Origin of the sequence: Brevibacterium salitolerans (assembly GCF_039531405.1) — a bacterium.
In the GTDB taxonomy this organism is placed as follows: Bacteria; Actinomycetota; Actinomycetes; order Actinomycetales; family Brevibacteriaceae; genus Brevibacterium; species Brevibacterium salitolerans.
In genome coordinates this window covers 175,735-202,001 of record NZ_BAAAPZ010000006.1, presented here as the reverse complement: position 1 = coordinate 202,001, position 26,267 = coordinate 175,735, and the positions used below count along the sequence as shown (strand labels likewise).

The following is a 26,267-nucleotide window of genomic DNA, read 5'->3' as shown; positions in this document are numbered from 1 at the left end:
TGGAGGCGAAACGGGGAGGGGAAGGCGCGAGAGAGGGGCCTTCCCCGGGCACCAGGCTTCAGAGCTTCATGACGACCGTCTTGGTCTGCGTGTACTCGTCGAAGGCCTCGATCGACTTCTCCCGGCCGTACCCGGACTTCTTGAACCCGCCGAACGGCAGCTCCACTCCCCCACCCGCGCCATAGGTGTTGACGAACACCTGACCGGCCTCGATCCCGGCGGCCATGCGGTGCGCCCGGCTCAGGCTCTGCGTCCACACGGCGGAGACGAGGCCGTAGTCCGTGCCGTTGGCGAGTGCGAGCGCCTGCTCGTCCGAGTCGAAGGAGGACACGGCCACGACGGGGCCGAACACCTCCTCGTGGAAGATCCGCTGCTCCGGGGTGACGGCATCGACGATCGTCGGAGCGATGAAGGCTCCGTCGGCGAGCTCCGCGGTGAGCCCCTCCGGACGCACGCCGCCGGTCACCACCTGGCCGCCGTTCAGCTCATCGAGGAAGCCCTGCACGCGCTCCTGCTGCTTCGCGGAGACGAGCGGGCCGAGGCCGGGGTCGTCGAGGCCCCGCCCCACCGTGATCGCCTGCATGGCCGCGGCCATCCTCTCCACCACCGCGTCGTGGACGTCTGCGTGCACGAGCAGGCGGGATCCCGCGGAGCACGTCTGCCCGGCGTTCTGCACGATGGAGCGGACCAGGCTGGGCAGCGCCGCGTCGATGTCCGCATCCGCGAAGACGACGTTGGCGGACTTGCCGCCCAGCTCCAGCACCGTGGGGATGACGCGGTCCGCGGCGGCATGGGCGATGAGCGAACCCGTGGCCGTCGAGCCCACGAAGCCCAGGTGCGCTACGCCGGGGTGGCTGGCGAGGGCGTCACCGGCCTCGGCGCCCAGGCCGGTGACCACGTTGAAGGCGCCGGCCGGGAAGCCGGCCTCCGCGATGAGCTCTGCGAGGCGGACGGTGGAGCGCGGGGTCTCGTCCGCAGGCTTCGCCACCGCGCAGTTCCCGGTCGCCAGGGAGGTGGCCGCAGCCCTGCCCACCAGCTGCAGAGGGTAGTTCCAGGCGACGATGTGGCCGGTCACGCCGTAGGGCTCACGCCGGGTGAAGACGTGCATGTCCTCGCCCAGCGGGATCTGGTGGCCGTAGTAGGACTCGATGGTGTGGCCGTAGAACTCGAAGTAGCGGGCGCAGACGTCCACGTCCGCGTAGGCCTGCGTGAGCGGCTTGCCGGTGTCCTCGGACTCCAGGCGCGCGAGGTGCTCGCGATCGCCGCGGATGAGTGCCGCCGTGCGGACCAGGAGCGTCGACCGCTGCTCCGGTGAGGACCTGCGCCACTCCCGCTGTGCCGCGGTGGCCGCGGCCACGGCGCGGTCCACCTCGTCCGCGCCGGCGCGGGAGACCTCGCCCAGTGAGCGCGTGGTGGCGGGGTCGATGTTGGCGTAGGTGCTCAGGGAGGGGACGTGCCGGCCGCCGATGAACGACGTCGTCTGCGTTGTGTGCGCGGTCATGGCGCCATTCAACACCACGGCGAGGCGAGCAGGCAGGCCCCTCCTGCCATCTGGGACCGGGTGGATGCGCACTGAGGCAGAGCCGGGGCGCGGCCGGAGGCCATGCGGACTCTGTCCAGGCGGCCTCAGCGCGAGTGGACGACAGCGCCGTCCTTGATCGTCACGTCCACCCGGAGCTCGCGCAGACGGCTCGGATCCATCTCCACCGGGTCCTCGGAGACGATGATGAGGTCCGCCCGCATACCCGGCGCGATGCGCCCCTTGTCATCTTCCTCCCCGTACTGATAGGCGGCTCCGCTGGTGACCGCCTGCAGCGCCTCCCACGTGGTGATCCGCTGGTCGAGGCCGATGGGCCTCCCCGACCGGCTGATCCGGTTGACCGCCGCCCAGAGGGACAGGGCCATGTCCGGCGGCGTCACCGGCGCGTCCTGATGGAGCGTGATCCGCACACCCCTGTCCAGCGCCGCACGCGCAGGGGAGATGAAGCGACCGCGCACGGGGCCCAGATTCTGCATGTGCACGTCGCCCCAGTAGTAGACGTGGCCGCAGAAGAAGGACGCGAGCATCCCCAGCGCAGGCATGCGGTCGAGCTGGTCGTCGCGCACCATCTGCGCGTGGATCATAACGGGTCGCTGCTCCGCGATCTGCGGCTGGTCCCGGCTCACGGTCTCCACGCTGGAGAGGAACTGCTCCGCGGCGGCGTCGCCGTTGCAGTGGGCGATCAGCTGCCGTCCCTCCTCCGCGGCCAGCCGCACCCAGGTCTCCACCTGTTCGGTGGGCAGTGCGGGGTACCCGCAGGTGCATTCCGGTGGGGCGCCGAGGCCGGGCCCTGGCACACCGTCCCCGTCCGATGCACCGCCGGGCAGTTCATGGCCGCCTTCCTCGGCTCGGCCCGTCTGAGCAGGAGAATCGCTCGCGTGAACCGCACTGGTCTCCGCGTCGTGTCCGGCCCCCGCCCCGCGCTCCGGCTCGTACGGACGGCTCAGCCACGCCGATCTGCCCTGAGGCGAACCGTCGAGGATCATCTTGTAGCCGCCGATCCGCACGTGATCCCCGTATCCGGAGGCATGCTCTGGGTGCGCCGCGACGCACGCGGGGCCGCCGCGGTTGAGCACCGGATAGGCCACGACGTCGAGGACGAGCTTCCCCTCACGTCCGGCCGCGATGAGATCCTCCACCGCCTGCGCACCGGCGGCGCCTTCCTGCACCGTGGTGATGCCCTGCCTCAGGTACTCCCTCTGTGCGTTCGCGATCGCCTCTGCCGCTCCCACCCCCGCGCCCGGAATCAGCTGGGCAGCCGCCCCGTCCCCGGACAGCGCGCGTGAGAAGGCGCGGATGGCGCTCATCTCCTCCGCATAGCCATCCGGCTCCGTGCCGCCCGGCCGGCGGCCGAACTTGCCGCCGGCCGGATCCGGGGTCTCCGCAGTCAGCCCCGCTCGCTCCACGAGCACGCTGTTGCCCACGCCCATGTGCACGGAGGCGTGCATGACGATGACCGGCGTCACCGTGCTCACGCGGTCCAGGTCGTCACGCGTGGGGTGCCGCCGCTCACGGAGGAAGTTGTGGTCGTAGTTCACACCCACCAGCGGCGCGGACACCGGGTCTGTACGCCCGCTCAGGCGAGACGTCAGCGCCGTGACGATGTCGTCCATGCAGTTCGCTTCACTGAGGTCCACGAGGGCTGCGAACTGGCCGTACATGAGGAAATGCCCGTGCGAATCGATGAACGACGGCATCAGTGTGCGACCGGCGAGGTCGACTGCCGCATCGTCATCGCGCAGGAGCGCCCGCCCCTCCGCGCAATTCCCGACGAAGAGGATCCGATCGTCCTCCGTGACGACGCACTCCGGCGCGTCGTCGATGTCGACCATCGTGCGGATGGTCCCGGAATGGTACAGCGTGCGCATCATGACTCCCTCGTCATCGTCGTGCAGGCGGCTCCCGCCGCATGGCCGCCGCATGGCCGCGGAGAAGCGGCCTCACCGCTCAGCCTCAGCCGCTCACCCCCGCGGGTGCCCCTCCCGGGTGAAGAGCGGCAGGAACGCGGAGAGGTCGGAGCGGATGCCCGAGGCCTCGATCCTGTTCTCGGAGACCGCCGCCCCGTAGTCCAGACGTCCCGTGACGACCTGCAGCCAGACCTCGGGCGAGGTCTCGACGGTGTTGGGCGGGGTGCCGCGCGTGTGTGCGGGGCCGTCGATCGCCTGCGTCACGCCGAACGGCGGCACCCGCACCTCGACGCTGCCTCCCTCGAAGCGCACCGCCAGCTCCTCGAGCGAGTACCGCACGGCCGTCGCCAGCGTCCTGCGGTCCACCGGCGCACCGGCCGCGTCCAGGGTGCTGCACCACAGGTGCAGGGCCTGCTCGCCCGCGGCCGGATCGATCCTCCGCTTCCTGCTCATGGCTCGTCCTCTCCGTCCCTTGAGTTCCTCACACACATGCGCCCGAGGCCGGCTCACCTCGAGTGGTCAGGCTCGCCCGCGCGGCACCGGAAACCACTCCCGGCACCGCCCGCACCTGCCAACCCGCCTCGCCCAGGCGACGCCGACGGCCGCAGGACCGCGCGGGCGCAGGCCTCACCCCACGGCCAGCGGCTGCACACCCAGCCCCTCCAGCGCCGCGAGCAGTCCCGCGCCGGAGCGCACAGCGCCGGCGGGCACCGCAGCACCGTCCGGACCGCTGCCGCCGGTGACGGCGGGGAGCACCCGGGCCAGCGCCTCGGCGGCGGCCTGCCGGTCCACCGCCCCCACTGCGGCCAGCAGGTTGAGCCCCACCAGCTCCGCCGGCCGGGCGGACCCGTCCAGGCACTTGAGCGCGAGCGACCAGCCGTCCGGGGTGGCGAGGACCAGCACACCCTCCGCACCGCCCTTGGCGAAGGTCCCCAGGCGCTCGATCACCACGGTGTTGGGATGCCCCTCGCCCTGGATGCCCCAGGGGTGCGCGAGGACGCCGTCCATGAGCGTCCGCGTCTCCGGGGTGTCGCCCACCGCGAACCGGCCTATAGCACGCGCCAGCCCGGTGAGAGGCAGCGCGTGCACGGGAGCGCCGCAGCCGTCCGTGCCCACCGCCGCGGAGGGCGCGCCGGAGAACTCCTCGACGACGCGCGCCACCTCCTGCTGCACCGGATGCGCCGGATCCAGATAGTCCTCCGTGGAGTGCCCGCCGGCCACCGCCGCCATGAGGAACGCGGCGTGCTTGCCGGAGCAGTTGAAGTGCAGCCGCGAGAACTCCTGGCCGGCCTCCCGCCGGGCCACACGCGTGGCTCCGTGCGCGGGCGGCGCGGACGGGCAGCGCAGCGCGTGCTCGTCCAGCCCCGCGGAGGCGAGCATGGCGGCGACGGTGTCGATGTGGCGCTGCTCGGACTTGTGGGACGCGGTGGCGAGTGCCGCCGAGGCCCCCTCCACGCGGGCGCCCATGCGCAGGCTCGCCACGGCCTGGAGCGGCTTGAGCGAGGAGCGGACGAACACGGGCTCCTCGACGGCACCCATGCTGGTCGCGACCCGTCCGGACGGATCGAGGACCACGGCCGCACCCAGGTGCCTCGACTCGATGAAGCCGGAACGCTCCACGACGGCGAGCTCCGCCGCCTGTGCCGCCGTGAAGGTGTGGGGGCCGTTCACCCCCTGTGCGGAAGCGCCGACGGGCGGAGCGCCGCTCGCTTCCATCCCGGCACCCGAATTCTCCGCACCGGCACCCGAGGCCTCTGCACCGGCACCTGACGCCTGCGCTCCCATCGTCTGCCCGTCCGTCATCCGTGTGCCCGGGCGATGGCGTCCATGGCGGCAGGGTCCGAGTCGTTGAGGAACTTCGTCACACGCTGCGCCTCCTCGGCCTCCCCGATCCCCGCCGCCGCACGGCCGAGCGCGTATAGCGCCCGGAGGAAGCCGCGGTTGACGGTGTGCTCCCACGGGATGGGGCCCGCACCGCGCCAGCCCGCACCGCGCAGGGCGTCGAGGCCGCGGTGGTAGCCCACCCGCGCATAGGCGTAGGAGTCCACGAGGCGTCCCTCGGAGAAGGCCTCGTCCGCGAGCTCCGCCCACGCCAGGCTGGACGCCGGCAGCGAGGCGACGATGTCGACGGGCTCCTCGCCCGCCTCCAGCCGCGCGAGGGCCTCCACGTCCGGGTGGTCCTCCGGCAGATAGGTGGGCTGCGGGCCCAGCTGCGAGGGGTCGAGATTGCCGATGTGCGAGGGAGTGCCCAGGTTCTGTGCCATGCGCACCACTGTATCGCCGGGCGGACGCGCGCCGCCCGGCCGCACGGGTGCGCTCAGTCCTCGCCGCCCTCCGGCGGCTGGAGCTCGAACGGGTTCGCCGTGAGCGCACCCTGCACGCCCTGCTCCGCCAGCTCTCCCAGCTGCTCCGCGGAACTCACGCCGGTGGCCCAGACCTGCAGCCCGGATTCGATCCAGGCGGTGAGGTCCTCACGGTCCGCAGGCACCGCCGCCATGCTGAATCCCGCAGTCTCCAGCTGTTCCGCCGTCGTGGCGGGGAGGTCGCCGGTGAAGAGCGCCGGCGCCCCGGCATCCGCAGCCGCGCGCGCGAGGCCGGCGTCCTCCGTGCGCACGATGAGAGCGTCCAGCCGCTCACGTGCGGCCGCCGCGTCCAGCACGGCGTCCAGCTCAGCCCGGGTGTCCACGGCCGGCATGAAGACGGTGGCCTCGGCGAAGTCCGCGTAGGCGTCCTCCCAGGTCACCGGTGTGCCCGCGCGGCCGTCCTCACGCGGGGCGGGGATCGAACCCTCGGCGAACTCCTCCGGGCTCAGCTGCGCGTACGGCTGGGAGAACCCCGGGGCCGAGGCCGCCTCACCCGCGCCGGCCGCCTCACCGCCGTCTGCGGCCTCCGGCTCAGCGCCCAGCACCACGGTGCCGTCGGCCAGCTCCTGGAGCTCCACCGCCGGGAGGTAGCCAAACTTCACGCTCTCCCCCACGGCCTCGGCGGAATCGGGCGGGTAGGCAGCACCGCCGCCGTCCAGCGCGGCCACGGCCGGCGCGTGCAGCGCGCCGACCGTCAGCTGCTCCTTGGGCTTGAGGGCATTCCACGCGAACAGGGCGATGACGAGCACCGCGACCACCCCGAGCACGATGAACGGGGCGTTGGTGCGCTCCCCTTTGCGGGCCTCGGCGGCGGCCGTCTTCGCCTCCCACTTCGCCTGCTCCTCAGGGCTCACGGGGGTGGCCCGTGCCCGCGCCTGCGCCTGCCTGCGCCGTGCGGCACGGGAGAGGTTCTGCGGGGTGAGGTCGGACAGGTCGTCCATCCGCGGACCCCGCGCGTCCTCGCGGTCCTTCTTCGCCTTCGCCACCGTCACCTGTTCCTGACTCCGGGGATGTCCCCCGACGTTCCTCTGCTGTCTGCCGCGCACCGGCCCGCGCGGCTCGGTGCACACCTCATCTGCTGCGGTCCCGGTTCGACGCGGCACCCGTCACCAGCCCGCGCAGGAATCCTGCTCCCCAGGTGAGGTGCATGGTGGGAAGCACCGCGGCGAACCAGACCCGCTCACGCAGTCCGGCGTCCTTCGCCCTCCAGGCCGTCGCCACGATGCCGGCCACGTAGGCCGTGCTGGGGATGTGCACCGCTGCGGTGAAGCGGCGCAGCCAGCGCGGCCACCGCCGGGTGGTGCCGGTGAGCTGGAGGACCATCTCCACGACGGCCGCGCCCATGCCGAGCACCAGCACGGGCGGGGCGAAGTAGCGCAGCGAGTTCTTGGCCGCGTGTCTGCGCACGATCTCCGCCCGCCACACACCCGTCGCGTAGAACTGCTGAGCGAGCTTCGACCAGGAGTCGCGCGGCCAGTACGTGACGGTGAGCGCGGGATCGAACCGGATGGATCCTCCCGCCTCGCGGATGCGGAGGTTGAGCTCCCAGTCCTGCCCGCGGCGCAGCGATTCGTCGAAGCCGTCCAGGACGGAGAACACCTCCCGGCGGAAGACGCCCAGGTAGGCGGATTCGGCCTCCTGCGCCTCGTCGCCGGAGTGGTAGGCGGGACCGCCGAGGCCCACCGGCGACATGTAGGCCCGGGCCACGGCCCGCTGGAAGGCGCTGCGGCCTCGGGCCTGCATGAGTCCGCCCAGATTCGCCGCCCCGCTCTCGCGCAGCGCCTCCACGGCGCGGGCGGTGTAGTCCGGGGAGAGCTCCGAGTGTGCGTCCACGCGGGCGATGATCGGGTACGAGGTCTCCGCGATGGCGAGGTTGAGGCCCACCGGGGTGTCTCCGGCAGGGTTGTCCACCGCCACGATGCGCGGGTCCTCGAGCGCGAGCTGCCGCACGATCTCCGTGGTGCCGTCCGTGGACGGGCCCAGCGCGAGCACGATCTCCTGCGCACCCGCGTACTCCTGGGCGAGGATGCCGGTGATTGCCGAGGCCACATGTGCCGCCTCGTTGAGCACCGGCATGATGTAGGAGACGCCGGGGGAGGCCGGGAGCTCGGGCAGGGCCTCGGGCCGCAGCCGCTGGGAGTCGCGGCTCACTTGAACTTCTCGTACTCTGCGACGACGTCCTTCGTCTCCCCGTCCGCGCGCAGCTCGCCCTTCTCGATCCAGATGGTGCGGTTGCACGTGTCCCGGATGGAGCGCATCGAGTGCGAGACGAGGAACACCGTGCCCGCGCGCTCGCGGATGCCGCGGATGCGCGCCTCGCTCTTCTTCCGGAACGCCTTGTCGCCCACGCTCAGCGCCTCGTCCACGATGAGGATGTCGTGATCGCGGGCAGTGGCGATGCCGAACTTCAGGCGGGCGGACATGCCGGAGGAGTACGTGCGCATGGGCATGTCGATGAACTCGCCGAGGCCGGTGAACTCCACGATCTCGTCGTACTTGTCCTCGATCTCCCGGCGGCTCATGCCCATCGCGAGGCCGCCCAGCATGATGTTCTGGCTGCCGGAGAGATCGGGGATGAGCGCGGCGCCGATCCCCAGCAGATTGGGGCGGGAACGGGCGTAGACGGCACCGCTGGAGGCCGGGGTGAGGCCGGTGATGGTGCGCATGAGCGTCGACTTCCCGGAGCCGTTGGTCCCGATCACGCCGATCGACTCGTTCTCGTGCGCGATGAAGCTCACGCCCTTGAGCGCGTGCACCTTCTTCATGGAGCGGCGGCGCTGCATGAAGCCCGCGGCGCTGCCCTTGTCCACGCGCTTGCCGGTGGCGAGCACGCTGTACTCCACGTGCACGTCGTCGCACACGACCACGGGCTCCTGCGAGGCGGCTGCTGCCGGCTCGGCCCCCGCTGCGGCGTCCTCAGTTCTCTCGGCCATACCGCTCCTCAGCCTTCCAGAAGAACACGATTCCCACGACGAGGATGCCGACGGACCAGATCGCGAACTTCCACCAGTAGTCCACGGGCACCTCGTAGCCGTCGAGGATGAGGCCGCGCGTGATGGCGAGGATCTCGTAGAGGGGGTGCCAGTCGAAGATCGGGGTGAGCCGCGGGTAGTCGGCGAGGATCCGGGCCGGGTCGTAAAAGACGCCGGCGGTGTAGAAGATCATCCTCGAGATGAATGGCGTGAGTTGGGACAGGTCCCGCATGTGCACCGTGAGCCGCGCGAAGACGAGCGCCACGCCCTGGTTGAACATCCAGAACAGCAGCATCAGCGGGATGAGCAGCAGCCAGCTCCAGCTGGGTGTGGATCCCCACAGCAGCGCGATGCCCAGCATCATGATGAGCGGGGGGATGAAGTTGAGGAGGTTCTCCAGCACCTTCGCCACCGGCAGCACCATGCGTGGGAACGGCAGCGACTGCACCAGCGCCGTGTTGCTGATGATGGACTTCGCCCCGCCGTTCATCGAGGTGTTGAAGAACTCGAGGAGGAAGACGCCCACCACCACGAACGGCACGAAGTTGTGCGGGCGGATGCCGGAGAGGACGAGGCCGAACACCGTGCCGTAGATGAGCGCGGAGAACGTGGGACGCAGCAGCACCCACAGCATCCCCAGTCGGTTGCGCTCGTTCTCGCTCTTGATGCGGAACCGCGCGAGGGACAGTGTGAAGTCGAGACGCCTGATCACCTGGACCAGATAGGCACCCAGAGGTGGACGGGCGCCCACGCGTTCGAGGCCGCGGTCGGCCGCGACCTGCGAGAGATTCTCAGACACAGCGTTCTTTCGACGGAGAGTGTGGACCTCCCGAGTCTAGCGAAGCGGAGGGAGCCTGCCTTCCCAGCGAGCCCCACACCTTCGTGAACGCGAGGTTTCCGAGAGGATTCGTGGTCTCGCGGGCTCCCGCGCGGGTCCCTGCTCCCGCGCGGCTCCCTGCGCCCGCGCGGCTCCCCGCTCCCGCGCGGGTCCCTGCGCCCGCCCCGCAGGTTACGTCTGCGTAGCGGCCGCCCTGCACGGCCGGTACGCAGACGTAACCTACGGGATCATGTGCAGGCAACCTGCGGATCAACCTGCGGATCGCGCGCAGATGACTTGCGGATCATGCAGGGAGCGGCCTGAACACGCACGCCCCGCCGCCCGTGCAACCAGTACCCTGGGGATCGTGAAGGTACTCGTCATCGGCCCTGGCGCCCGCGAACACGCCCTTGTCTCCGCCCTCTCCCGCGACGAGGCGGTCGATGCCGTCATCGCCGCCCCCGGCAACCCCGGCATCGACCTGCTCTGCGAGACCCGTCCCCTCGACCAGACGGATCCGGGCGCATGCGTGGCGCTGGCCCGCCAGCTCGACGTGAGCCTCGTGGTGATCGGGCCGGAGGCCCCGCTGGTCGCCGGCGTGGCGGATGCGCTGCGGGAGGCCTCGTTCCCGGTGTTCGGCCCCGGCCAGGAGGCCGCGGTGCTCGAGGGCTCCAAGGCCTACGCCAAGGAGGTCATGGAGGCCGCAGGCGTGCCCACCGCCGCAGCCGTCGCCGCCACCACCCCCGCCGAGGCCCGCGCCGCACTCGAACGGTTCGGCGCACCCCACGTCGTCAAGGCGGACGGTCTGGCGGCCGGCAAGGGCGTCGTGGTCACGGACGACATCGCCGCGGCCCAGGCGCACGCGGAGTCCTGCCTGTCCGCCTCGGACCGCGTGGTCATCGAGGAGTACCTCGACGGGCCCGAGGTCTCCCTCTTCGTCGTCTGTGACGGCACCACCGCGGTGCCCCTCTCCCCCGCCCAGGACTTCAAGCGGATCGGCGACGGCGACTCCGGCCCCAACACCGGCGGCATGGGCGCCTACTCCCCGCTGCCCTGGGCGCCGGAGGGAATGGTCGACGAGATCGTCTCCCGCGTCGCCCAGCCGGTGGTCGACGAGCTCGCCCGCCGCGGCAGCCCCTTCGTGGGCCTGCTCTACTGCGGCCTGGCGCTCACCTCCCGCGGGCTGCGCGTCATCGAGTTCAACGTGCGGTTCGGCGATCCGGAGACGCAGTCCGTCCTCGCGCGCCTGCGCACACCGCTCGCCGGCCTCCTGCTCGCCGCCGCGCAGGGCACTCTCGCCCAGCACCTGCCGCTCGACTGGGACCCCCGCTCCGCCGTGACGGTGGTGCTGGCCGCGGAGAACTACCCCGAGGCTCCGCGGAAGGGCGATCCCATCTCCGGTCTCGAGGACGCACTCGCGCTCGAGGGCGTGGACGTCCTCCACGCGGGCACCGTGCTCTCCCCCGAGGGCGAGTTCCTCACCGACGGCGGCCGGGTGCTCTCCGTCGTGGCCCTGGGCGAGGACCTCGCAGCCGCCCGGAAGCGGGCGTACGAGGCCGCCTCCCGCATCAGCTGGGAGGGCGTCCAGTACCGCACGGACATCGCTCTGAAGGCAGAGCGCGGGGAGATCACGGTGCCCGAGGCGAGCGCAGGTTCCGCTGCCGAGGCGCGCCCCGCTTCTGCGGCCTCGGAGCCTTCCGGCGCCTCCGGAACGAGCGCCCCCACTGCCTCAGGTGCGACGACCGCGGCTGCCGCAGTGGCCTCGGCGGCGGCGAACGCCCCTGCCGTGCCCGGCTGGAAGCATGCCTACTCCGGCAAGGTGCGCGACCTCTACATCCGCGAGGGCGAGTCCGACCTGGCGAGCGCGGCCGAGGTGCTCATGGTCGCCTCGGACCGGATCAGCGCCTACGACTGGGTGCTCAGCAGCGAGATCCCGGACAAGGGCAGGGTGCTCACCGGCCTGTCCGTGTGGTGGTTCGACCAGCTGCGCGACCTGGTGGGCAACCACGTGGTGAGCGTGGACGTGCCGGAGGAGGTCGCCGGGCGCGGCCTCATCTGCAGGCGGCTGGACATGTTCGAGGTGGAGTGCGTGGCGCGCGGCTACCTCACCGGCTCCGGCCTGGCCGACTACCGCCGCACCGGCGCCGTCTGCGGCAATGCGCTGCCGGACGGGCTGGGCGAGGGAAGCCGCCTGGAGCCTGCGATCTTCACCCCGGCCACCAAGGCCGCGGTGGGCGACCACGACGAGAACATCGACTTCGCCTGCACCGTCGAGATCCTGGGCCAGGAGGACGCCGAGGCGCTGCGCGACCTCACGCTGCGGGTCTACGAGCGGGCCCGGGAGCTCGCGGGCGAGCGCGGGATCGTGCTGGCGGACACCAAGTTCGAGTTCGGGCGGGACGCGGACGGGCGGATCGTGCTCGCGGACGAGGTGCTCACCCCGGATTCCTCGCGCTTCTGGGACGCGGCGACGTTCGTCCCTGGCGAGGCGGCGGAGAGCTTCGACAAGCAGTTCGTGCGCGACTGGCTCACCTCCCCGGAGTCCGGCTGGGACAAGTCCGGCAGCGTGCCGCCGCCGGAACTGCCCGCCGAGGTCGTGGAGCGTACGCGTGCGCGCTACCTCGAGGCCTTCGAAAGGATCACCGGGACGCCGTTCCCCGGCTGATCTCCGGTCCGCCCATGTCTCACTCCACGTCGATGTTCGCCCCCTCCAACGACGCAGAGTGAGACATGAGCGCGTGGCACAGGGTGAGTGCGTCGAACACGGGCAGGCCCGAGGCCTCGGCGAGTGCCGGCGCATACGGCGGGAGGTTGGTGCACTCGAGGAGCAGCGCCCGGACCTCGGGGTGGGCGCGAATCAGCTCGGCTCCCACCTCCAGGACCTCTGCGCGGATGCGCTCGGGGTCCAGGGGCGCGGTCTGGTCGAGGATCGCCGCACGGAACGCAGGCTTCCCCTGCATGCCGGCCACCACGCTGTCCGCCGGGCCTCCGCGCGACGGCCCCGCGTGCGACGAGCCTACGTCCGGCGGCACGGCCCCGCACGCCGTGAAGTGCTCGGAGGTCAGCCGGGTGCTGTCGGCGGTGATGACCCCCACCACGCCGTACCGCTCCTGCAGCGCACCCAGCAGGCACAGTGCGGACGAGGCGAACGGCACGGGGATGCGCGCGGCCAGTTCCGTCTGGTGCCGCGCCATGAATCCGCAGCTCGTGGTGATCGCGGTGGCGCCCTCGGCTGCGAGCGCCGCTGCGTGTGCGGCGAACAGGTCCACGAGGCCACCGTCCTGTCGGCCGATCACCCGCGCCACAGTCGCACCCGGAACAGTGCGGAAGAGGACGGGCGCGCGGTCGCCCTTCTCCGCACTCCCAGCCCACTCCGCACGCCGGAACGTCTCCGGGCTGCCGATGTCCCCGGGCACCCTCTCGAAGCGCGTGTCCAGCACCAGGACGCCGAGGCGCGCACCGCTTCGCACCACGCAGCCCGCGTACCCACCTGCCGCCCATGTCTCAATCCACATCGATATTCACCCTCCCTGGCGATGCAGAGTGAGACATGGGCATTCCTTCGCGAGCCCGCAGCCTCACACCAGCAGGGCGACGATGCCCACGGCGATGAGGAAGAGGGAGTTGGGCAGCGCCAGCACCATGACCTTGACCGGATCCACCTTGGTGTTGAGGCTGCCGCCCACCAGGCCCACCACCACGAACGCGGTGAGCCCCACGGGAGGCAGATTCTGCGCGGCCGCGGCCAGATGGCTCATGCTCAGCGCGATGTTGAACGGTTCCACACCCAGCTGCTCGAGCAGCGGCGAGAGGAACGGGACCGTCACGGTCTGCGCCGCGGTCTGCGAGCCGGTGAGCATGCCCAGCACCAGGATCGCCGCCACGCCCACCGTCACGACGGAGCCGCCGTGCATGCTCTGCGCCAGGTCCGCCACGGAGTCCACGAGACCGGAGGCGTAGACCATGCCCACCAGGAATCCCGCGCACAGCTGCAGACGGATCGTCTTGAGGACCTTGCGGGTCCCCTCCGCCAGCACGGCCCCCGGCGCCCTGTGCACCACGGGGTAGAGAAAGGAGAGGAGTGCGGCGGTGCCGATGGCCATGACGACGGGGTTGGCGAAACCGTTCAGGATCGGCACGGACTCGAGCGCCGCGGTGAGGTGCGAGAGCCCCGGCACCACCGTGTAGACGTTGATCCCCCAGCCCGTGTTGAGCAGGACGATCGCCAGGAGCACCAGCATGGGGACGAAGGTGTGGCCGTGCGTCCGCAACAGGCTCCGTGCGCTGGGCACCGGTGCCAGCACCGCTCCGGCACCGGCCCCCGCGCCCGGAGCGCCCGCAGAACCGGCACCGCCAGCGGGGAGAGCCCCAGAGCCCGCACCCGAGGCACCTCCCGCCTCGGCGTCTCTTCCCCGCCTGCCGGCGTCGTCGCCCGAGGCGCCCGCACCGGCCTCGGCGGCACCCTTCCGCTTCCGCACGAAGCGGAACGACTCGAGGATCGCGAACACGACGGCCGCGCCCACCGTGAGGAAGGCGATGCGGATGACCGGGCTGGGATCGGTGCCCACGAGTGAGGCAGAGAGGAGGATCGCCTGGCTCACCGGCGGCATGATCGATCCCAGCGAGGCCCCCACGAGGATGATCATGCCGATCTGGACGGGCCGCACCCCCATGGCCGCGAGCGAGTGGATGACGAGGAAGCCGATCACGGTCGCCGTGGCGATGGCGTCCCCCAGCAGCGAGCCGCCGATCACGAGCGTGATGAAGGTGGCGGTGATGAGGCCGCGCGGCGAATCGCCGAACACTCTGCGCAGCAGCCCCATGGTCGCGTCGATGGTGCCCATCCGCACCTGGGTCTCCGCATAGATCGACCCGAACAGGCTCAGCGCGATCACCCAGGCCATGCGGTCGATGCCGTCCACCGTGCCCGTGAGGTAGTCGACCGGCGCCACGCCGGAGAGCAGCGCGAGAGACAGGCCCGCGAGCAGCAGCGCAGCCTCCACGCTCCCACCGATCCACGGTATCCGCTTGAGGAGGATGACGGCGAAGAGCAGGATCAGCGGTATCGCGATCACGGCGATCTGGCTCACGGCACTCCCCTTTCGGCCTCGCGCCCCTGCGGCGGCGAGGTCTGCTCACGACCCGGTGTGCCGAGGCGTGAAAACCTGCAGGCAGAGTACTGTCCGGGTGCTCCAGTTCACACCTCGGTCCATTCTGCGGGCACCTCCCAGCCGCCCGCGCTGGCGCGCCGCCCGCCTCCCGCCACACTCCGCGCTGCCGCATTTCCATCCACGTCTCACATCACGTCGCAATTCGCCCGCCCCGACGACGCAGAGTGAGACATCAGCAGCCTGTGGGGCCCGGTAGACTGGTCCGGAATTCCCCACCCTCCCACTTTCAAGGAGTACGCGCGCATGGGACGGATCGTCGTCGAAGTCATGCCCAAGCCTGAGATCCTGGACCCGCAGGGCAAGGCGATCCGATCCGGCCTGGAGCGCATGGGCCTCAACGCCTTCGCGGACGTGCGCCAGGGCAAGCTCTTCCACCTGGACGTGGAGGGCCCCGTGACCGAGGAGGCGCTGACCGCCGCGCGTGAGGCCGCCGGCACGCTGCTCTCCAACCCCGTCATCGAGGACGTCGTCGCGGTCCGCGAGACGACCGCGGAGGAGGCCGCGCAGTGAGCTCCCGCACGGCTGTCGCCACGGCCACTCCGCTCGTCGCGGACCTGGGCGCCGAGGCCCCCCTCACCGGCGCGGACACGCTGCGGGTGGGCGTGGTGCAGTTCCCCGGCTCCCTCGACGAACGCGATGCGCAGCGCGCCGTCACGCTCTCCGGCGCCCGGGCCGTGAGCCTGTGGCACGGCGACGACTCCCTGTCCAACGTGGACGCGGTGATCCTCCCCGGCGGCTTCTCCTACGGCGACTACCTGCGCTGCGGAGCGATCGCCAGGTTCGCACCCGTCATGGAGAAGGTCGTGGACGCCGCGAACGGCGGCATGCCGGTGCTCGGCATCTGCAATGGCTTCCAGATCCTCTGCGAGTCCCACCTGCTGCCCGGGGCGCTCATCCGCAACAGCCACCAGCACTTCATCTGCCGCGACCAGAAGCTCGTCGTGGAGAACGCAAGCACCGCGTGGACGAACTCCTACGCCGCCGGCGAGGAGATCACCATCCCGCTGAAGAACGGCGAGGGCGGGTACGTGGCTCAGCAGTCCGTGCTGGACGAGCTCGAGGCCACCGGCCGCGTCGTGGCCCGGTACACCGGAGGCAACCCCAACGGCTCACTGCGCGACATCGCCGGCATCACGAACGAACGCGGCAACGTCGTGGGTCTCATGCCGCACCCGGAGCACGCGGTCGAGGCCGGATTCGGCCCCGATTCCGCCTCCGGCATGCGCACCGGCATCGACGGCCAGGGCTTCTTCACCTCTGTGATCCGCTCGCTGCTGTCGCAGTGACGCGTCTGTGACGGAGTTCCGCACCCCGCCCGAGACTCAGGTCCAGGACGAGCCGCAGACCCGGGCACGGGGGTCCGTTCAGGTCGAGGTTCCTGCTACGCCCGAGGTGCCGGTCCGGCCGGCAGCCGCACCCCCGTTGCCCGCCGGGCCGCCGCCTCGGCCCATCGTTCCGCCTCCGGCACCCGCCGCACCGGTGCCGTCCGCTGGCCCGCCGGCGGACGGCACTGCCGCACCCCCGGCGCCCGCAGCACCGTCCGGCCCCGCCGCGCCTCCACCCTCCGGCCGCGTTCCCGCACCCACCACGGGCCCCGTCTCCACGCGCCCTGTCTCTGCGGGTCCTGCCTCTGCGGCCCCCGCCTCCACCGGCCCCGTCTCCGCGGCAGCAGCCTCGGCGCGGGTCGTGGGGAGGGGCCGCACGCGCCGCCGGCTGCAGGCGGAGAGGCTCCGCCGTCTCCAGCGGCTCGCCGGCACCGCCCTCCTCATCCCCGCGACGACGCTGTGCGCTCTCCTCGTCCTGTTCCCGTCCGGGCACGCGATCGGGCGCGCGAACCACCGCGTCTGGGAGATCTTCCAGGCGATGTTCGGCTGGCTGCCGTATGCCGAGGCGTTCACCCCGGTGCGGCTGGAGATGGTGTGGAACATCGTCATGTTCGTGCCGCTGGGCCTCGGCCTGGCACTGCTGCTGCCGCGCTGGTGGTGGGTCCCCGTCCTCCACATGCTGAGTCTGGGCATCGAGACGACGCAGCTGGTCCTCTACAGCTCCCGGTCCGCCACCGCGATGGACGTGGTCATGAACACGACGGGCGGGATCATCGGCGTGGGGCTGGGGATCGCGCTCGACCGGCTGCGCCGGCATCGCATCCACGGCCCCACCCCGCCCGGACGCTCCACTACCCTGGAGCCATGAGCGATTCCCTGCAGAGCCTGGTCGACCGCGCCGTCTTCTTCTCCACGGAGGTGCAGCACCACTTCGGCAGGCTGATCGCCGGAGCGGAGTTCGACATCGACTTCTCCGCCGCACCTCGGCTGCGGTTCACCCTCCCCGCTCCGGAGGCCGGCGGATCCGCAGGCACGTCGAAGAAGCCCGGGGCGGGGAAGGCGGGCGGCGCCGGGCAGGCGGCCGGCACCTCGGGCACCGCGCCCGCCGAGCGGCAGGAGCTGGAGCTCCGCCCGCACATGATCGGCTCGGACGTCCGGCGTCCGCGTGAGGCCACCTGGCACTGGGGCTGGACCAACGACTCCGGCTTCCCGGATCCCGTCGTCGCGCTCTCCCACCGCGTGCGCGAGTACGGCACCGCACACGGGATCGCAGAGCTCACCGCGGAGGAGCTCCCGCTCGACGCGGACGCGCTCCCCACCCGCCTCACCCTCGCGGCCAAGCTGGTGACGGGCGCCTGGGCGCACTACCCGGCACAGGCCGGAGGCGGGACCACGGTGTGGGTGCTCGTCGACGACGCGCGGCTGGCCCTGGGCGAGCCGGAGCTCAAGAAGGTGGTGCGCGCCATCGCCTCCGGCATCACGGACATGGAGATCTCCGACCACCGGGCCGCGCTCGAGTCCTACTTCCGGCTGCGCGGCCTGCGCACCGTCGCCCTGCCGGAGGACGGCATCCGCCTTCTCTGCGCGGACGGCAGCGCGGACATCACCTTCGACGAGCAGGGCCGCATCGCCACCTGCCAGGCCGCGCAGCCGCTCGCCGGGGAGGCCGCGGAGCAGTTCGCGGAGGCGCGGGCACCGGAGACTGCGGCGGTGTTCGGAGCCGTGGAGGTGCCCGAGGAGGTCCCCGGGGCCCCGGCCCAGACCGCACCCGAGGCCCCGGCCGCTCCCCCTGCCGAGGCGCCTGCCGCACAGCCGGCTCCCGCCCCCGCGGCGACGTCCGTCCCCGCTGCCGAGACGGCCCCTCCCGCCGCAGACGCGGAGGGAGCGGTTCCGGCGGAGGAGCCGGTCGTCCCCGCCGCCCAGGCCCCTGCGCCGGAGGACGAGGGCGCGCAGCCGGCGGACGCTCCGCGTCCTGTGCAGACACCCGCTGCGGAACCGGCGCAGGCCGAGCCCGCCACCGGACCGGACCGGGCGGACCAGGACGAGAGCCGGCAGGACGACGGCCAGCAGAGCGGCAGGCAGGAGAGGAAGGGCTTCTTCAAGCGCCTCTTCGGCAGGTGAGCGCCGACCGGACAGAGGGGCAGCTCTCTGCGGTGTGGGCATGCTGCCAGGTGTCCGCACCGCAGAAGCCTCCCCTGTGGCGGACGCCGCCGTCCGGCTGCGACTGGCCGGCTGCCGGTCAGGACAGATCGGCGCGCAGTGGGGGCTGGCCTCCGTACAGCGTCAGAGGCCGGAACCGGACGCGGGTTCGGGTGCGGAACTGGCCTCGGGCCTGAGCGCGCCCTGGGGTTCCGCCCACGGCAGGAGGCACACGCCGCACAGCAGCGCCGTGGCGATGCCCACCGCGGCGCCGCCCACGGTGTCGGTGAGCCAGTGCACCGCCAGGACGGTGCGGGAGAAGGCCATCAGCACGATCCAGAGCAGTCCGAGGACGAGCACGCGCATGCGGGGGAACAGAAGCCAGAGGATCGCGGCCACCGTCGCCGCGTTGGCGGTGTGCCCGGAGGGGAAGGAGCCGAAGTCGGAGAGCACCAGCATGTCCTCGGGCCGGGCCCGCGCCACCACGTGCTTGGCGAGCTGGACCACCAGCGCGCTGCAGGCGCATGCGGTCAGCGCGAAGACCACGGCCTTCCACCCTCGCCGCCACAGCAGGAACGCGGCGATGAGCAGCGGAACCGCGAGGACGCCCGCCCAGCCCGCGCCCACGTAGTCCATCACGAGGGAGAAGCCCACGAGCGGGGCCCCGCCGCCGCCCGCGGCGAGGTCGTGCCACCAGTGGTCCACGGCGGTCTCACCACCGGGTGCGCTGTACACCCACAGTCCCAGCGCCGCCGCGACCACGAGCAGACCCGCGGCGCCCAGGACCATGGCACACCTGCTGTGGCCGGCCTCGGGCACCTGCCGGGTGCCGGAGCCGTTCACGGACGGCGCGGGCTCCGCTGGCTGAGCGCGATCCACTGACTGCTGGTGAACCTCAGGCTCTGTGCGAGCAGACCGCTCGTGATCCGCTCTCACGCGGCGACGCGCCCTTCGCAGTCGCGGCAGCGCCGCTGCAGTCCCGCATCCGTGCAGGCCTCGCAGCGGAGGAACTGCGCCCGGCACTCCTCGTTCGCGCAGTTGACGAACAGCGGAGTGCGCTCACCGCAGTGCGTGCAGGAACCCAGCGACTGTGCGCCCTCGCCGAACTCCATGTGGAGCCGGTTGTCGAAGACGTAGAGCGAGCCCTCCCAGAGTCCGGCGTTGCCGAAGGTCTCGCCGTAGCGGACGATCCCGCCGTCCAGCTGGTAGACCTCCTCGAAGCCGCGGGTGCGCATGAGGGCGCTGAGCACCTCGCACCGGATGCCGCCCGTGCAGTAGGTGACGACGGCCTTGTCCTTGAGATGGTCGTAGCGGCCGGAGTCCAGCTCCGCGAGGAAGTCCCGCGTGGTCGTGGTGTCCGGGACCACCGCATCGCGGAAGCGGCCGATCTCCGCCTCCATCGCATTGCGGCCGTCGAAGAAGACCACATCGTCCCCGCGCTCCTCCACGAGCCTGTGCAGCGCGCCCGGCCGCAGATGCTCACCGCCGCCCTGGACCCCGTCCTCGGTGACGACGAGCTCATCCGGGGCGCCGAAGGCCACGAGCTCCGGACGCACCTTGACGCTGAGCCGCGGGAAGTCGTCGCCGGTGCCGTTGGACCACTTGACGTCCGCGCCGCGGAAGGGCGCGTAGGACTTCGTCTCCCGCACGTATTGCTTCACGTCCGCGACATCGCCGCCCACGGTCGCGTTGATCCCCTGCGCGGAGACGATGATGCGCCCCTTGAGCCCGTGTTCCCGGCACAGGGCGGTCTGCCAGAGGCGCACGGCCTCCGGATCGGGCAGAGGGGTGAAGACGTAGAAGAGCACGATCTTGGGAACGGACATGGGGGAATTCTATGCACGGCCTCACGGGCGGACTGCTCCCGTCCGCGCTGGGTCCGCGCCCATCCGGCGGACCGCCTGCAGGCCCGCCCGTCATGCCGGAGGCGGACGGGAGCAGTCCGCCTACCGCCTGCGGGCCACGGGGTTGCGCATGGTTCCGGCGTAGAGGAGCGATTCCGCCTGATTGCCGATGTCGACCATCTGCAGGGTGTTGCGCAGCTGCAGACGGTTGAGGCAGGAGTGCGCGAATCTCTCCGCACGCAGATCGACGTCCCCGGCCAGACCGTGGGCGGTCCCCGGGTGGGCGAGCTCATAGCGGTCGAGGCATTCGGCCACGAGCTTCCAGAAGTCCTCTGCCGGCAGCGTCCCATCGGCATGCAGAGTGCCGGAAAGATGCCGGAGCACCCCGTCGAAGACATCCGTGAAGATCGACAGCGCCTTCTCGTCCCCGGGCACAACCGCCCGGATGCGCGCGATGTCCGCAGGCAGCTCGCGCGTGCTCACAACCGCGACCTCCTCCCCGATGTCCTTCATGAACGCTCCCGTCACCGTGTTCTCACGCAGACGGAGGATGAGGTTCTCCCCGTGGGGCATGAACACCAGATCATGAGCGAGCAGCGCATGCACAAGAGGAACCACATACGCCTCCAGGTATGACCTCACCCAGTCCCGGGACGTGAGTCCTGATGCACGGATGAGCTCGGAGGCGAAGGAGAGGCCCTGGTGGTCGCGGTGCAGAAGCGCAGCCATGGTGAAGACCCTCTCGCCCTCCTCCAGCTTCGGCAGCGGGCTCTCCCGCCAGAGCGCTGCAAGCATCTTCCGGTGGGGATTCGACTCCGCAGTGCGGTGGTAGACGTCCCCGGTATAGCCCAGAGCTGCACGCTCGCGGAGCACCGAGAATCCGGAACCCGCGAAGGCTGGATCCCCGCCCACCAGCTCTGCGACCCAGTCGTTGATCGCGGGTGTGGGCCGCATGTAGGCGGGAGAGAGTCCACGCAGGAATCCCATGTTCTGCACGGACAGCGCCACTTTGACGTAGGGCGCTTCCGGCCGCACGAGGTTGAAGAACGTCCGCAGTGACTGCTGCGGCTGGAACTCGTCTCCGCCGGGCCCCAACGGCACCAAGTCGCCGCGAGCGATGTCTGCAGAGAAGGTGATCGCCAAGCGGTGATCCGCTTGCCATGGGTGCAGGGGAAGGAAGTGGAAGTCAGCCGGGTCAAGACCGCGATCAGCAAGACGCGCGTTGAACGCCCCTCGCTCTTCGGGGCTGAGCGCGAGGTCCAGATGAGCATCCTCGTCCATACCTTCGCCCAAGGCCAGATGGCTCAGCTCACGCTTCACCGCAACCCACATGAGCCGGGTCCGCCGTCCCATTTCCGGGGCATACCGCCAATAGTCGGAGAGCCCGAACCCGATCCGACCGTTGTTGGCGACGAAGCTCGGATGCCCTTCACTCATTGCCGCCTCGACCTGCTGGAAGCCTGCGTTCAGCAGCTCCCTCGAGTCCGGCCGCGTCCCGTCGATCTCGGCCTGCAGCTTGGCTCCGGCTCCGGCTAGCGTCGACGCCAGCTCCTCGAGGTAGGTGGAGATGAGCCTCTCCGGCAGCTGGAGCGAGCTCTGCAGCTCGAGGATGAGCTCCTGTACGTCCAGGGGTGTCTCCACCCCGTCCACCAGGCGCACGAGGCTGTCCTCCTCGATGAGCCAGTGCTCGAGTGGCAGCACCCGGGCGCGGAAGGAGTAGATGGTCGGCGCCTCGGGAACCACGACCGTGTACTGGACGGGCTCTCCGTCCGCGGCAGCTGCGTCCTTGCCCTCGGCCTGGCTCGGGGCGATGAGACGCTCGTGGGAGAACTCGGTGAGCGCCTTGGCCACGAGATGCCGCTGTGCGCGTGCGAGCAGGCTCCCATCCAGGTGAGCGTACGGCCCGGAGGCGGGTTCGCCGGGACCGGCCGGCCCTCCTGCCGCCTCGCCGGCAAGCCCGCCGGCCCCATGCTGCCGGCCCACAGCGAAACCCAGCGGACTCGCGGCGAAGTCCTCGCGAGTGCACACGCTCAAGAGTGCGCGCTTCGTCTGCCCGTCCACGCAGAATTCCACTTCGCGCAGCACGCGGAATCCTGCCGCTGCGTTCTTCCGGTGAATGGCTGTATTGCGCACATCCGGCTCCACCACCACCCGGTCTGCGCCACGGCCACCGGCTGCAAGCGGGCGAAGGCAGAAGTCCATGACGTCACGCATGACGGCCGCTGTGAGTCCCCGGCGGGGCTTCTCGCCTGCAGGGGACACCAGCAGGTGCATGCCGAGGTCGCCGGCGTGCACGTCGAGGACGTCGGCCGGCAGCAGCGAAGCCGGGGCATAGGTCTCTGCGTAGAACAGGGGAGCTCCGTCGACGCGTCCCAGCCAGCCGTCCTGGTCAGCGGAATCGACCACCGTGCGCAGATACTCCTGCACCGCCGGTACGTCCCGGTCCGTCATGGCCCAGAAGACAGACTTGGGATCTGACAACCAGCGCTGGAGTGTCGCCGCATCGCGCACCGGATCGACGGGCTCGAGTGTGATGTCCCAATCGGCTGCCTGCGCGGCGGGGTTTCCTGCAGGGTCACCGGCAAAGCCGCCAGCAGGGTCATCGGAACCCGCGCTGTCGTCGATGACATCAGGTTCCGCGCGGTGAGTCGCGGCCATGGTGGGGGTGTCAGTCGGGTTCATCGGCTCACGGCCTCCTTCATCCTCTGCGCAGGGGTATGCGCGGTTGCAGCTGTGCCCCCGTCGGTGACGCCCTCCGTGTGGTCCAGCGCCACAGGGTTGTCGACGCCGGTCCCGGATGCGTGCGCACCGGTCGTCTCATCTGCCAGCGGGTCAGCGCTCACAGTGCCGGGGTGCCCGAACGCGCCCGCCGTCCCCGGTGCTCCGAACGTCTGGAAAGCGATCCTCCGCTCTATGGGATACGGCTCCCTCCCCGTGATCGCGGCGAGCACCACCGAGGCCCTCCACGCTCCGAAGCCCAGGTCCGGAGCGGTCACACCGTGCGTGTGCTCCTCGGCGTTGAGAACGTGCAGGCGGCCTTCGTCGTCGATTGTGTACTCGCGGCTGACGTCGAGGCGGCCGCGACGGTCCAGTCGCACCCTGTCCGCGATGGGTGCCAGGAACGGGGGGACGGAGGAGGAATACCCCGTGGCGGCGACGATCGCAGAGGTGCGGAGCTCGAAGGTCCGCTCCTGATCGGCCTGGAGGACGCGGAGGACGTACCGGTCCGCACCGGATTCCTCCTGCACCGGCTGCTCACCCGCCTGCGGGCGGCCCACGTCGCTCCCGCCACACTGCCGCACCGGTTCGCTGCGCGCCTCGAGGACCTCGGCGCCGGCCAGCAGCATGCTCGGCACCTCGCGCCCGCCGCGGCTGAGCCGGTAGAGCGTGTCATGGATCTCGTCGACCAGATCGCCGCTGATCCCCTTGTACAGGCTGCGCTGCTCTCTCCCCAGGTGGGCGCGCAGCTCCTCGGGGAGCGAACGGAAGTGGTCCGTGTACTCCGGGGAGGTCATCTCCAGTGTGAGCTTGGTGTACTCCATGGGGAAGAAGCGCGGCGAACGGGTGAGCCAGTCGAGGCGGATGCCGCGGGCGCTCGTCTCCTCGATGAGGTCCCGGTAGATCTCCGCCGCCGACTGTCCGCTGCCGATGAGCGTGATCGAATCCTGCCGCAGCAGCGCCTCGCGCTGGGGGAGATAGTCGGCCGAGTGCACGACCGGACCGCTGCGCCTCGGCTCGTCGGCGTGCGCTGCGGCGGCCGCCCGCAGCGCGTGCAGCGGAGCCGGCATCACCGGACTGGTGCCGACCGCCAGCACGATATGGCGGCCTCGGTGGTGCTCGATGCCGATCACCTCCCCTGAGGCGTCCAGCAGCTCCGCCCTCACCCGGTAGTGCTCCTGAGCCTCGGGCCCACCCGTCTCGACCTCGATCGCCGTCACCCGGCGTCCCCAGCGCAGCGTCGTGAGCTGATCCGCGACCCACCGGCAGTACTCGTCGTATTCGGCGCGCAGGGGATAGAAGGACTCGCGGATGTAGAAGGGGTAGAGACGACCCACGGCCTTGAGGAAGGCGAGGAACGAGTACGGGGAGGTCGGATCGGCCATGGTCACGAGATCCGCGAGGAAGGGCACCTGGACGGTCGCGCCCTCGAGCATCATCCCCGGATGCCATCGGAAGCCCTGAGCCTGGTCGAGGAAGACGGCGTCGACATCGGGCAGAGGTTCGGCGAGGGCCGCCATTCCCAGACCGAAGGGCCCGATTCCGATGCCCACGACATCGTGCACGCGTTCGCGTCCCGGCTCAGCGTGCTGCGGACCCAGAGACCCGCTGGCCGGCTCCGTCACACCCGTCATCCGCGCTCACCCCCGGCCATCGCCAGCTCCGCGGCCGACCGGCCGGGGCTCCGTGCGCCGCATCCCTCCCGCAGCGCTTCACGTCCTGCAGTGCGCACATGCTCGAGCACCACGTCGAGATCCGCGAGGGTCGCCTCAGGGTTCAGCAGGGTGACCTTGAGCCAGGGCATCCCCGCGACCACCGTGCGCGCCACCACAGCCCGCCCGGAGGCGAAGAGCCGGCTCCGGATCTCCGGCACCAGCGCGTCGACGGCGGCCTCGTCGGCACCTGCGGGGCAGAAGCGGAAGAGCACCGTGCTGAGATCCGAGCGACCCAGCACCTCGAACTCGGGATCGGCCTCGAGCCGCAGGCGCACGTACTCAGCCAGATCACAGACGGCGTCGACCATCTCGCCCACCCTCTCCGCCCCGAGGGCGCGCAGGGTCGTCCACAGTTTGAGGGCGTCGAAGCGCCGTGTGGTCTGGAGGGATTTGTCGACCTGGTTGGGCTCGGAGTCCGCACGGCCGGCCTCCGCAACGGGGTTGAGGTAGTCCGCATGGTGCGCTGTGGCGGCGAGGTCCCGGGGCTCGCGCACCACCAGCGCGCTGGAGGAGACCGGCTGGAAATACGTCTTGTGGAAGTCGATCGTCACCGAGTTCGCCCGCTCGATCCCCGCGAGCAGGTGTCTGCGTCGCGGCGACACGAGCAGCCCGCCGCCGTAGGCGGCGTCGACGTGCAGCCAGAGGCCGGCGCTCTCGCAGCGGCGGGCGACTGCCGCAATGGGGTCGATGACCCCGCGGTCCGTCGTACCGGCCGTGACCACGACGGCCATCACCCGCGCACCGTCCTCCTCGACTCCGGCCAGGGCAGCGTCGAGCGCCTCCGGGTCCATGCGTCCCTCGGCATCCGCAGCGACCGAGAGCACGGCGTCCGTGCCCAGCCCCAGCAGATGTGCCGCACGCCCGACGGAGAAGTGGCTCTCCGCGGTGGCCAGCACGCGCAGTCGTGGGAGTTCCTCCGTCCGCGAGGCGGCTCTGCGCAGAGCCGCCTCGCGAGCGAGGTGCAGAGCCTGCAGATTCGAATGCGTGCCGCCCGAGGTGAACACGCCGTCTCCGGCGGCGAAACCGATCTGTTCGGCGGCCCACGCGATGAGGCGGCGCTCCATCAGGGTTGCGACAGTCGACTGGTCGTAGGTGTCGACCGAGGTGTTGACCGCCGCCAGCATCGCCTCCGCCGCGACTGCGGGCACGGCGACCGGACAGTTGAGATGGGCGGCATAGGCAGGGTGGTGGAACCAGACCGCATGCGCGGTGTAGAGCTCCTCGGCCTCCCGCAGTGCAGCCTCGTGGCCGATCGCCGGGCCGTCGAGATCGATCCTGGCCACCTGCTCCTCGAGGTCGGAGCGCGAGACCCCCGAGACGGGAGCCTCGACCGTGCGGAAGCGACGGCCCAGCGCGTCGACGACGTCATGGAGCAGGGCTTCGTATTCGCGCGCACTCGCCGCATTCAGCAGTGGACTTCGCTCCGACCTCGCCCCGGCGGCGGCCCCGCCCTGCCCGGCTCCGCAGGCCGGGACGGGCCCTCTGCCGCCTGGGGCCTCACCCTGCTCTGTCCTCAAGGCTGTCATCAGTCCGTTCTCCTCCTCGGAATCATCGGGGAGCTCTGCCTCAACCCCGCATGTGTTAGGGAAAGCTACCCTAATGAAGGCTTCACATACAGAACCCCTTCAGCTCCATTCCAGGAGTCCCCTGGGAGAACCCACAGCGCCGCATGAACTCATGCCACCTCTTCCGCATCGGAGAGGCGCAGGGTCGATGCGACCGCAGCTGAAGCGAACGCCGCCCCCGAGGGGGTGAT

21 protein-coding genes are annotated in these 26,267 nt (G+C 71.0%); 5 read left to right on the top strand and 16 right to left on the bottom strand.

Annotation, left to right across the window (positions count from 1 at the left end; genetic code table 11):
* Positions 1-58: 58 nt before the first annotated feature.
* From ABD240_RS08930 to ABD240_RS08890, 9 genes are all read right to left on the bottom strand, one after another.
* On the bottom strand, positions 59-1,501 hold the full coding sequence (locus ABD240_RS08930; RefSeq protein WP_291795244.1) for an aldehyde dehydrogenase family protein: 1,443 nt from the start codon (positions 1,499-1,501) through the stop codon (positions 59-61).
* 125 nt (positions 1,502-1,626) lie between these two features.
* A complete protein-coding gene (locus ABD240_RS08925; RefSeq protein WP_344336920.1) occupies positions 1,627-3,408 on the bottom strand; it encodes an amidohydrolase in 1,782 nt (593 codons plus the stop codon).
* A 93-nt stretch (positions 3,409-3,501) separates the two neighbouring features.
* A complete protein-coding gene (locus tag ABD240_RS08920) occupies positions 3,502-3,900 on the bottom strand; it encodes a sterol carrier family protein (protein ID WP_291795247.1) in 399 nt (132 codons plus the stop codon).
* Positions 3,901-4,074: 174 nt separating this feature from the next.
* Positions 4,075-5,163, bottom strand: coding sequence for an asparaginase (locus ABD240_RS08915; RefSeq protein WP_344336919.1), 1,089 nt, complete (start codon positions 5,161-5,163; stop codon positions 4,075-4,077).
* Positions 5,164-5,246: 83 nt separating this feature from the next.
* The gene (locus tag ABD240_RS08910) at positions 5,247-5,711 is read right to left on the bottom strand and encodes a DUF3151 domain-containing protein (protein ID WP_344336918.1); all 465 of its coding nucleotides are present in this window, start codon (positions 5,709-5,711) and stop codon (positions 5,247-5,249) included.
* Positions 5,712-5,764: 53 nt separating this feature from the next.
* A complete protein-coding gene (locus ABD240_RS08905; protein ID WP_344336917.1) occupies positions 5,765-6,802 on the bottom strand; it encodes a hypothetical protein in 1,038 nt (345 codons plus the stop codon).
* Between the two features lie 79 nt (positions 6,803-6,881).
* A complete protein-coding gene (locus ABD240_RS08900) occupies positions 6,882-7,961 on the bottom strand; it encodes a glycosyltransferase family 2 protein (RefSeq protein WP_344336916.1) in 1,080 nt (359 codons plus the stop codon).
* Complete coding sequence (locus ABD240_RS08895) at positions 7,958-8,743, bottom strand: ABC transporter ATP-binding protein (RefSeq protein ID WP_291795255.1); 786 nt, start codon at positions 8,741-8,743, stop codon at positions 7,958-7,960. The genes ABD240_RS08900 and ABD240_RS08895 overlap by 4 nt, the downstream gene beginning before the upstream one ends.
* Positions 8,727-9,581: an ABC transporter permease gene (locus tag ABD240_RS08890; protein ID WP_344336915.1), complete on the bottom strand. Its 855-nt coding sequence runs from the start codon at positions 9,579-9,581 to the stop codon at positions 8,727-8,729. Before ABD240_RS08890 ends, ABD240_RS08895 begins: the two co-directional genes overlap by 17 nt.
* A 385-nt stretch (positions 9,582-9,966) precedes the next feature.
* Here ABD240_RS08890 and purD point away from each other — a divergent pair, with 385 nt between their 5' ends.
* Complete coding sequence (gene purD, locus ABD240_RS08885; RefSeq protein WP_344336914.1) at positions 9,967-12,264, top strand: phosphoribosylamine--glycine ligase; 2,298 nt, start codon at positions 9,967-9,969, stop codon at positions 12,262-12,264.
* Between the two features lie 19 nt (positions 12,265-12,283).
* Here purD and ABD240_RS08880 read toward each other — a convergent pair whose 3' ends face one another.
* Complete coding sequence (locus ABD240_RS08880; protein WP_344336913.1) at positions 12,284-13,114, bottom strand: aspartate/glutamate racemase family protein; 831 nt, start codon at positions 13,112-13,114, stop codon at positions 12,284-12,286.
* 63 nt (positions 13,115-13,177) lie between these two features.
* Positions 13,178-14,689, bottom strand: a complete 1,512-nt coding sequence (locus ABD240_RS08875) for a TRAP transporter large permease subunit (protein ID WP_344336912.1) — start codon at positions 14,687-14,689, stop codon at positions 13,178-13,180.
* A 324-nt stretch (positions 14,690-15,013) separates the two neighbouring features.
* Here ABD240_RS08875 and purS point away from each other — a divergent pair, with 324 nt between their 5' ends.
* The 4 genes from purS to ABD240_RS08855 all read left to right on the top strand — a co-directional run bounded on the left by purS (position 15,014) and on the right by ABD240_RS08855 (position 18,216).
* On the top strand, positions 15,014-15,280 hold the full coding sequence (gene purS / locus ABD240_RS08870; protein ID WP_344336911.1) for a phosphoribosylformylglycinamidine synthase subunit PurS: 267 nt from the start codon (positions 15,014-15,016) through the stop codon (positions 15,278-15,280).
* Between the two features lie 44 nt (positions 15,281-15,324).
* Positions 15,325-16,056, top strand: a complete 732-nt coding sequence (gene purQ, locus ABD240_RS08865; protein WP_425547005.1) for a phosphoribosylformylglycinamidine synthase subunit PurQ — start codon at positions 15,325-15,327, stop codon at positions 16,054-16,056.
* A gap of 400 nt (positions 16,057-16,456) precedes the next feature.
* Positions 16,457-16,963, top strand: coding sequence for a VanZ family protein (locus ABD240_RS08860; protein ID WP_344336910.1), 507 nt, complete (start codon positions 16,457-16,459; stop codon positions 16,961-16,963).
* The gene (locus tag ABD240_RS08855; RefSeq protein WP_344336909.1) at positions 16,960-18,216 is read left to right on the top strand and encodes a DUF6882 domain-containing protein; all 1,257 of its coding nucleotides are present in this window, start codon (positions 16,960-16,962) and stop codon (positions 18,214-18,216) included. Before ABD240_RS08860 ends, ABD240_RS08855 begins: the two co-directional genes overlap by 4 nt.
* A gap of 162 nt (positions 18,217-18,378) precedes the next feature.
* On the opposite strand, the gene ABD240_RS08850 is transcribed toward ABD240_RS08855, so the two are convergent.
* The 5 genes from ABD240_RS08850 to ABD240_RS08830 form a co-directional block, all read right to left on the bottom strand.
* Positions 18,379-19,077: a phosphatase PAP2 family protein gene (locus ABD240_RS08850; RefSeq protein WP_344336908.1), complete on the bottom strand. Its 699-nt coding sequence runs from the start codon at positions 19,075-19,077 to the stop codon at positions 18,379-18,381.
* A gap of 89 nt (positions 19,078-19,166) precedes the next feature.
* Positions 19,167-20,060: an oxygen-dependent tRNA uridine(34) hydroxylase TrhO gene (gene trhO, locus ABD240_RS08845; RefSeq protein ID WP_344336907.1), complete on the bottom strand. Its 894-nt coding sequence runs from the start codon at positions 20,058-20,060 to the stop codon at positions 19,167-19,169.
* Between the two features lie 120 nt (positions 20,061-20,180).
* The gene (locus ABD240_RS08840; RefSeq protein WP_291798283.1) at positions 20,181-22,760 is read right to left on the bottom strand and encodes a GNAT family N-acetyltransferase; all 2,580 of its coding nucleotides are present in this window, start codon (positions 22,758-22,760) and stop codon (positions 20,181-20,183) included.
* Entirely contained in the window at positions 22,757-24,430 is a 1,674-nt protein-coding gene (locus ABD240_RS08835; RefSeq protein ID WP_291798286.1) for a lysine N(6)-hydroxylase/L-ornithine N(5)-oxygenase family protein, read from the bottom strand. The genes ABD240_RS08840 and ABD240_RS08835 overlap by 4 nt, the downstream gene beginning before the upstream one ends.
* On the bottom strand, positions 24,427-26,037 hold the full coding sequence (locus tag ABD240_RS08830; protein ID WP_344336906.1) for a pyridoxal phosphate-dependent decarboxylase family protein: 1,611 nt from the start codon (positions 26,035-26,037) through the stop codon (positions 24,427-24,429). The genes ABD240_RS08835 and ABD240_RS08830 overlap by 4 nt, the downstream gene beginning before the upstream one ends.
* Between the last annotated feature and the right edge of the window lie 230 nt (positions 26,038-26,267).

Coding starts and splice junctions, on each gene's coding strand:
- ABD240_RS08930 (WP_291795244.1), bottom strand. CDS start 1,501: ATGACCGCGCACACAACGCAGACGACGTCGTTCATCGGCGGCCGGCAC.
- ABD240_RS08925 (WP_344336920.1), bottom strand. CDS start 3,408: ATGCGCACGCTGTACCATTCCGGGACCATCCGCACGATGGTCGACATC.
- ABD240_RS08920 (WP_291795247.1), bottom strand. CDS start 3,900: ATGAGCAGGAAGCGGAGGATCGATCCGGCCGCGGGCGAGCAGGCCCTG.
- ABD240_RS08915 (WP_344336919.1), bottom strand. CDS start 5,163: ATGGAAGCGAGCGGCGCTCCGCCCGTCGGCGCTTCCGCACAGGGGGTG.
- ABD240_RS08910 (WP_344336918.1), bottom strand. CDS start 5,711: ATGGCACAGAACCTGGGCACTCCCTCGCACATCGGCAATCTCGACCCC.
- ABD240_RS08895 (WP_291795255.1), bottom strand. CDS start 8,743: ATGGCCGAGAGAACTGAGGACGCCGCAGCGGGGGCCGAGCCGGCAGCA.
- ABD240_RS08880 (WP_344336913.1), bottom strand. CDS start 13,114: ATGTGGATTGAGACATGGGCGGCAGGTGGGTACGCGGGCTGCGTGGTG.
- purS (WP_344336911.1), top strand. CDS start 15,014: ATGGGACGGATCGTCGTCGAAGTCATGCCCAAGCCTGAGATCCTGGAC.
- ABD240_RS08855 (WP_344336909.1), top strand. CDS start 16,960: ATGAGCGATTCCCTGCAGAGCCTGGTCGACCGCGCCGTCTTCTTCTCC.
- trhO (WP_344336907.1), bottom strand. CDS start 20,060: ATGTCCGTTCCCAAGATCGTGCTCTTCTACGTCTTCACCCCTCTGCCC.
- ABD240_RS08840 (WP_291798283.1), bottom strand. CDS start 22,760: ATGAACCCGACTGACACCCCCACCATGGCCGCGACTCACCGCGCGGAA.
- ABD240_RS08835 (WP_291798286.1), bottom strand. CDS start 24,430: ATGACGGGTGTGACGGAGCCGGCCAGCGGGTCTCTGGGTCCGCAGCAC.
- ABD240_RS08830 (WP_344336906.1), bottom strand. CDS start 26,037: ATGACAGCCTTGAGGACAGAGCAGGGTGAGGCCCCAGGCGGCAGAGGG.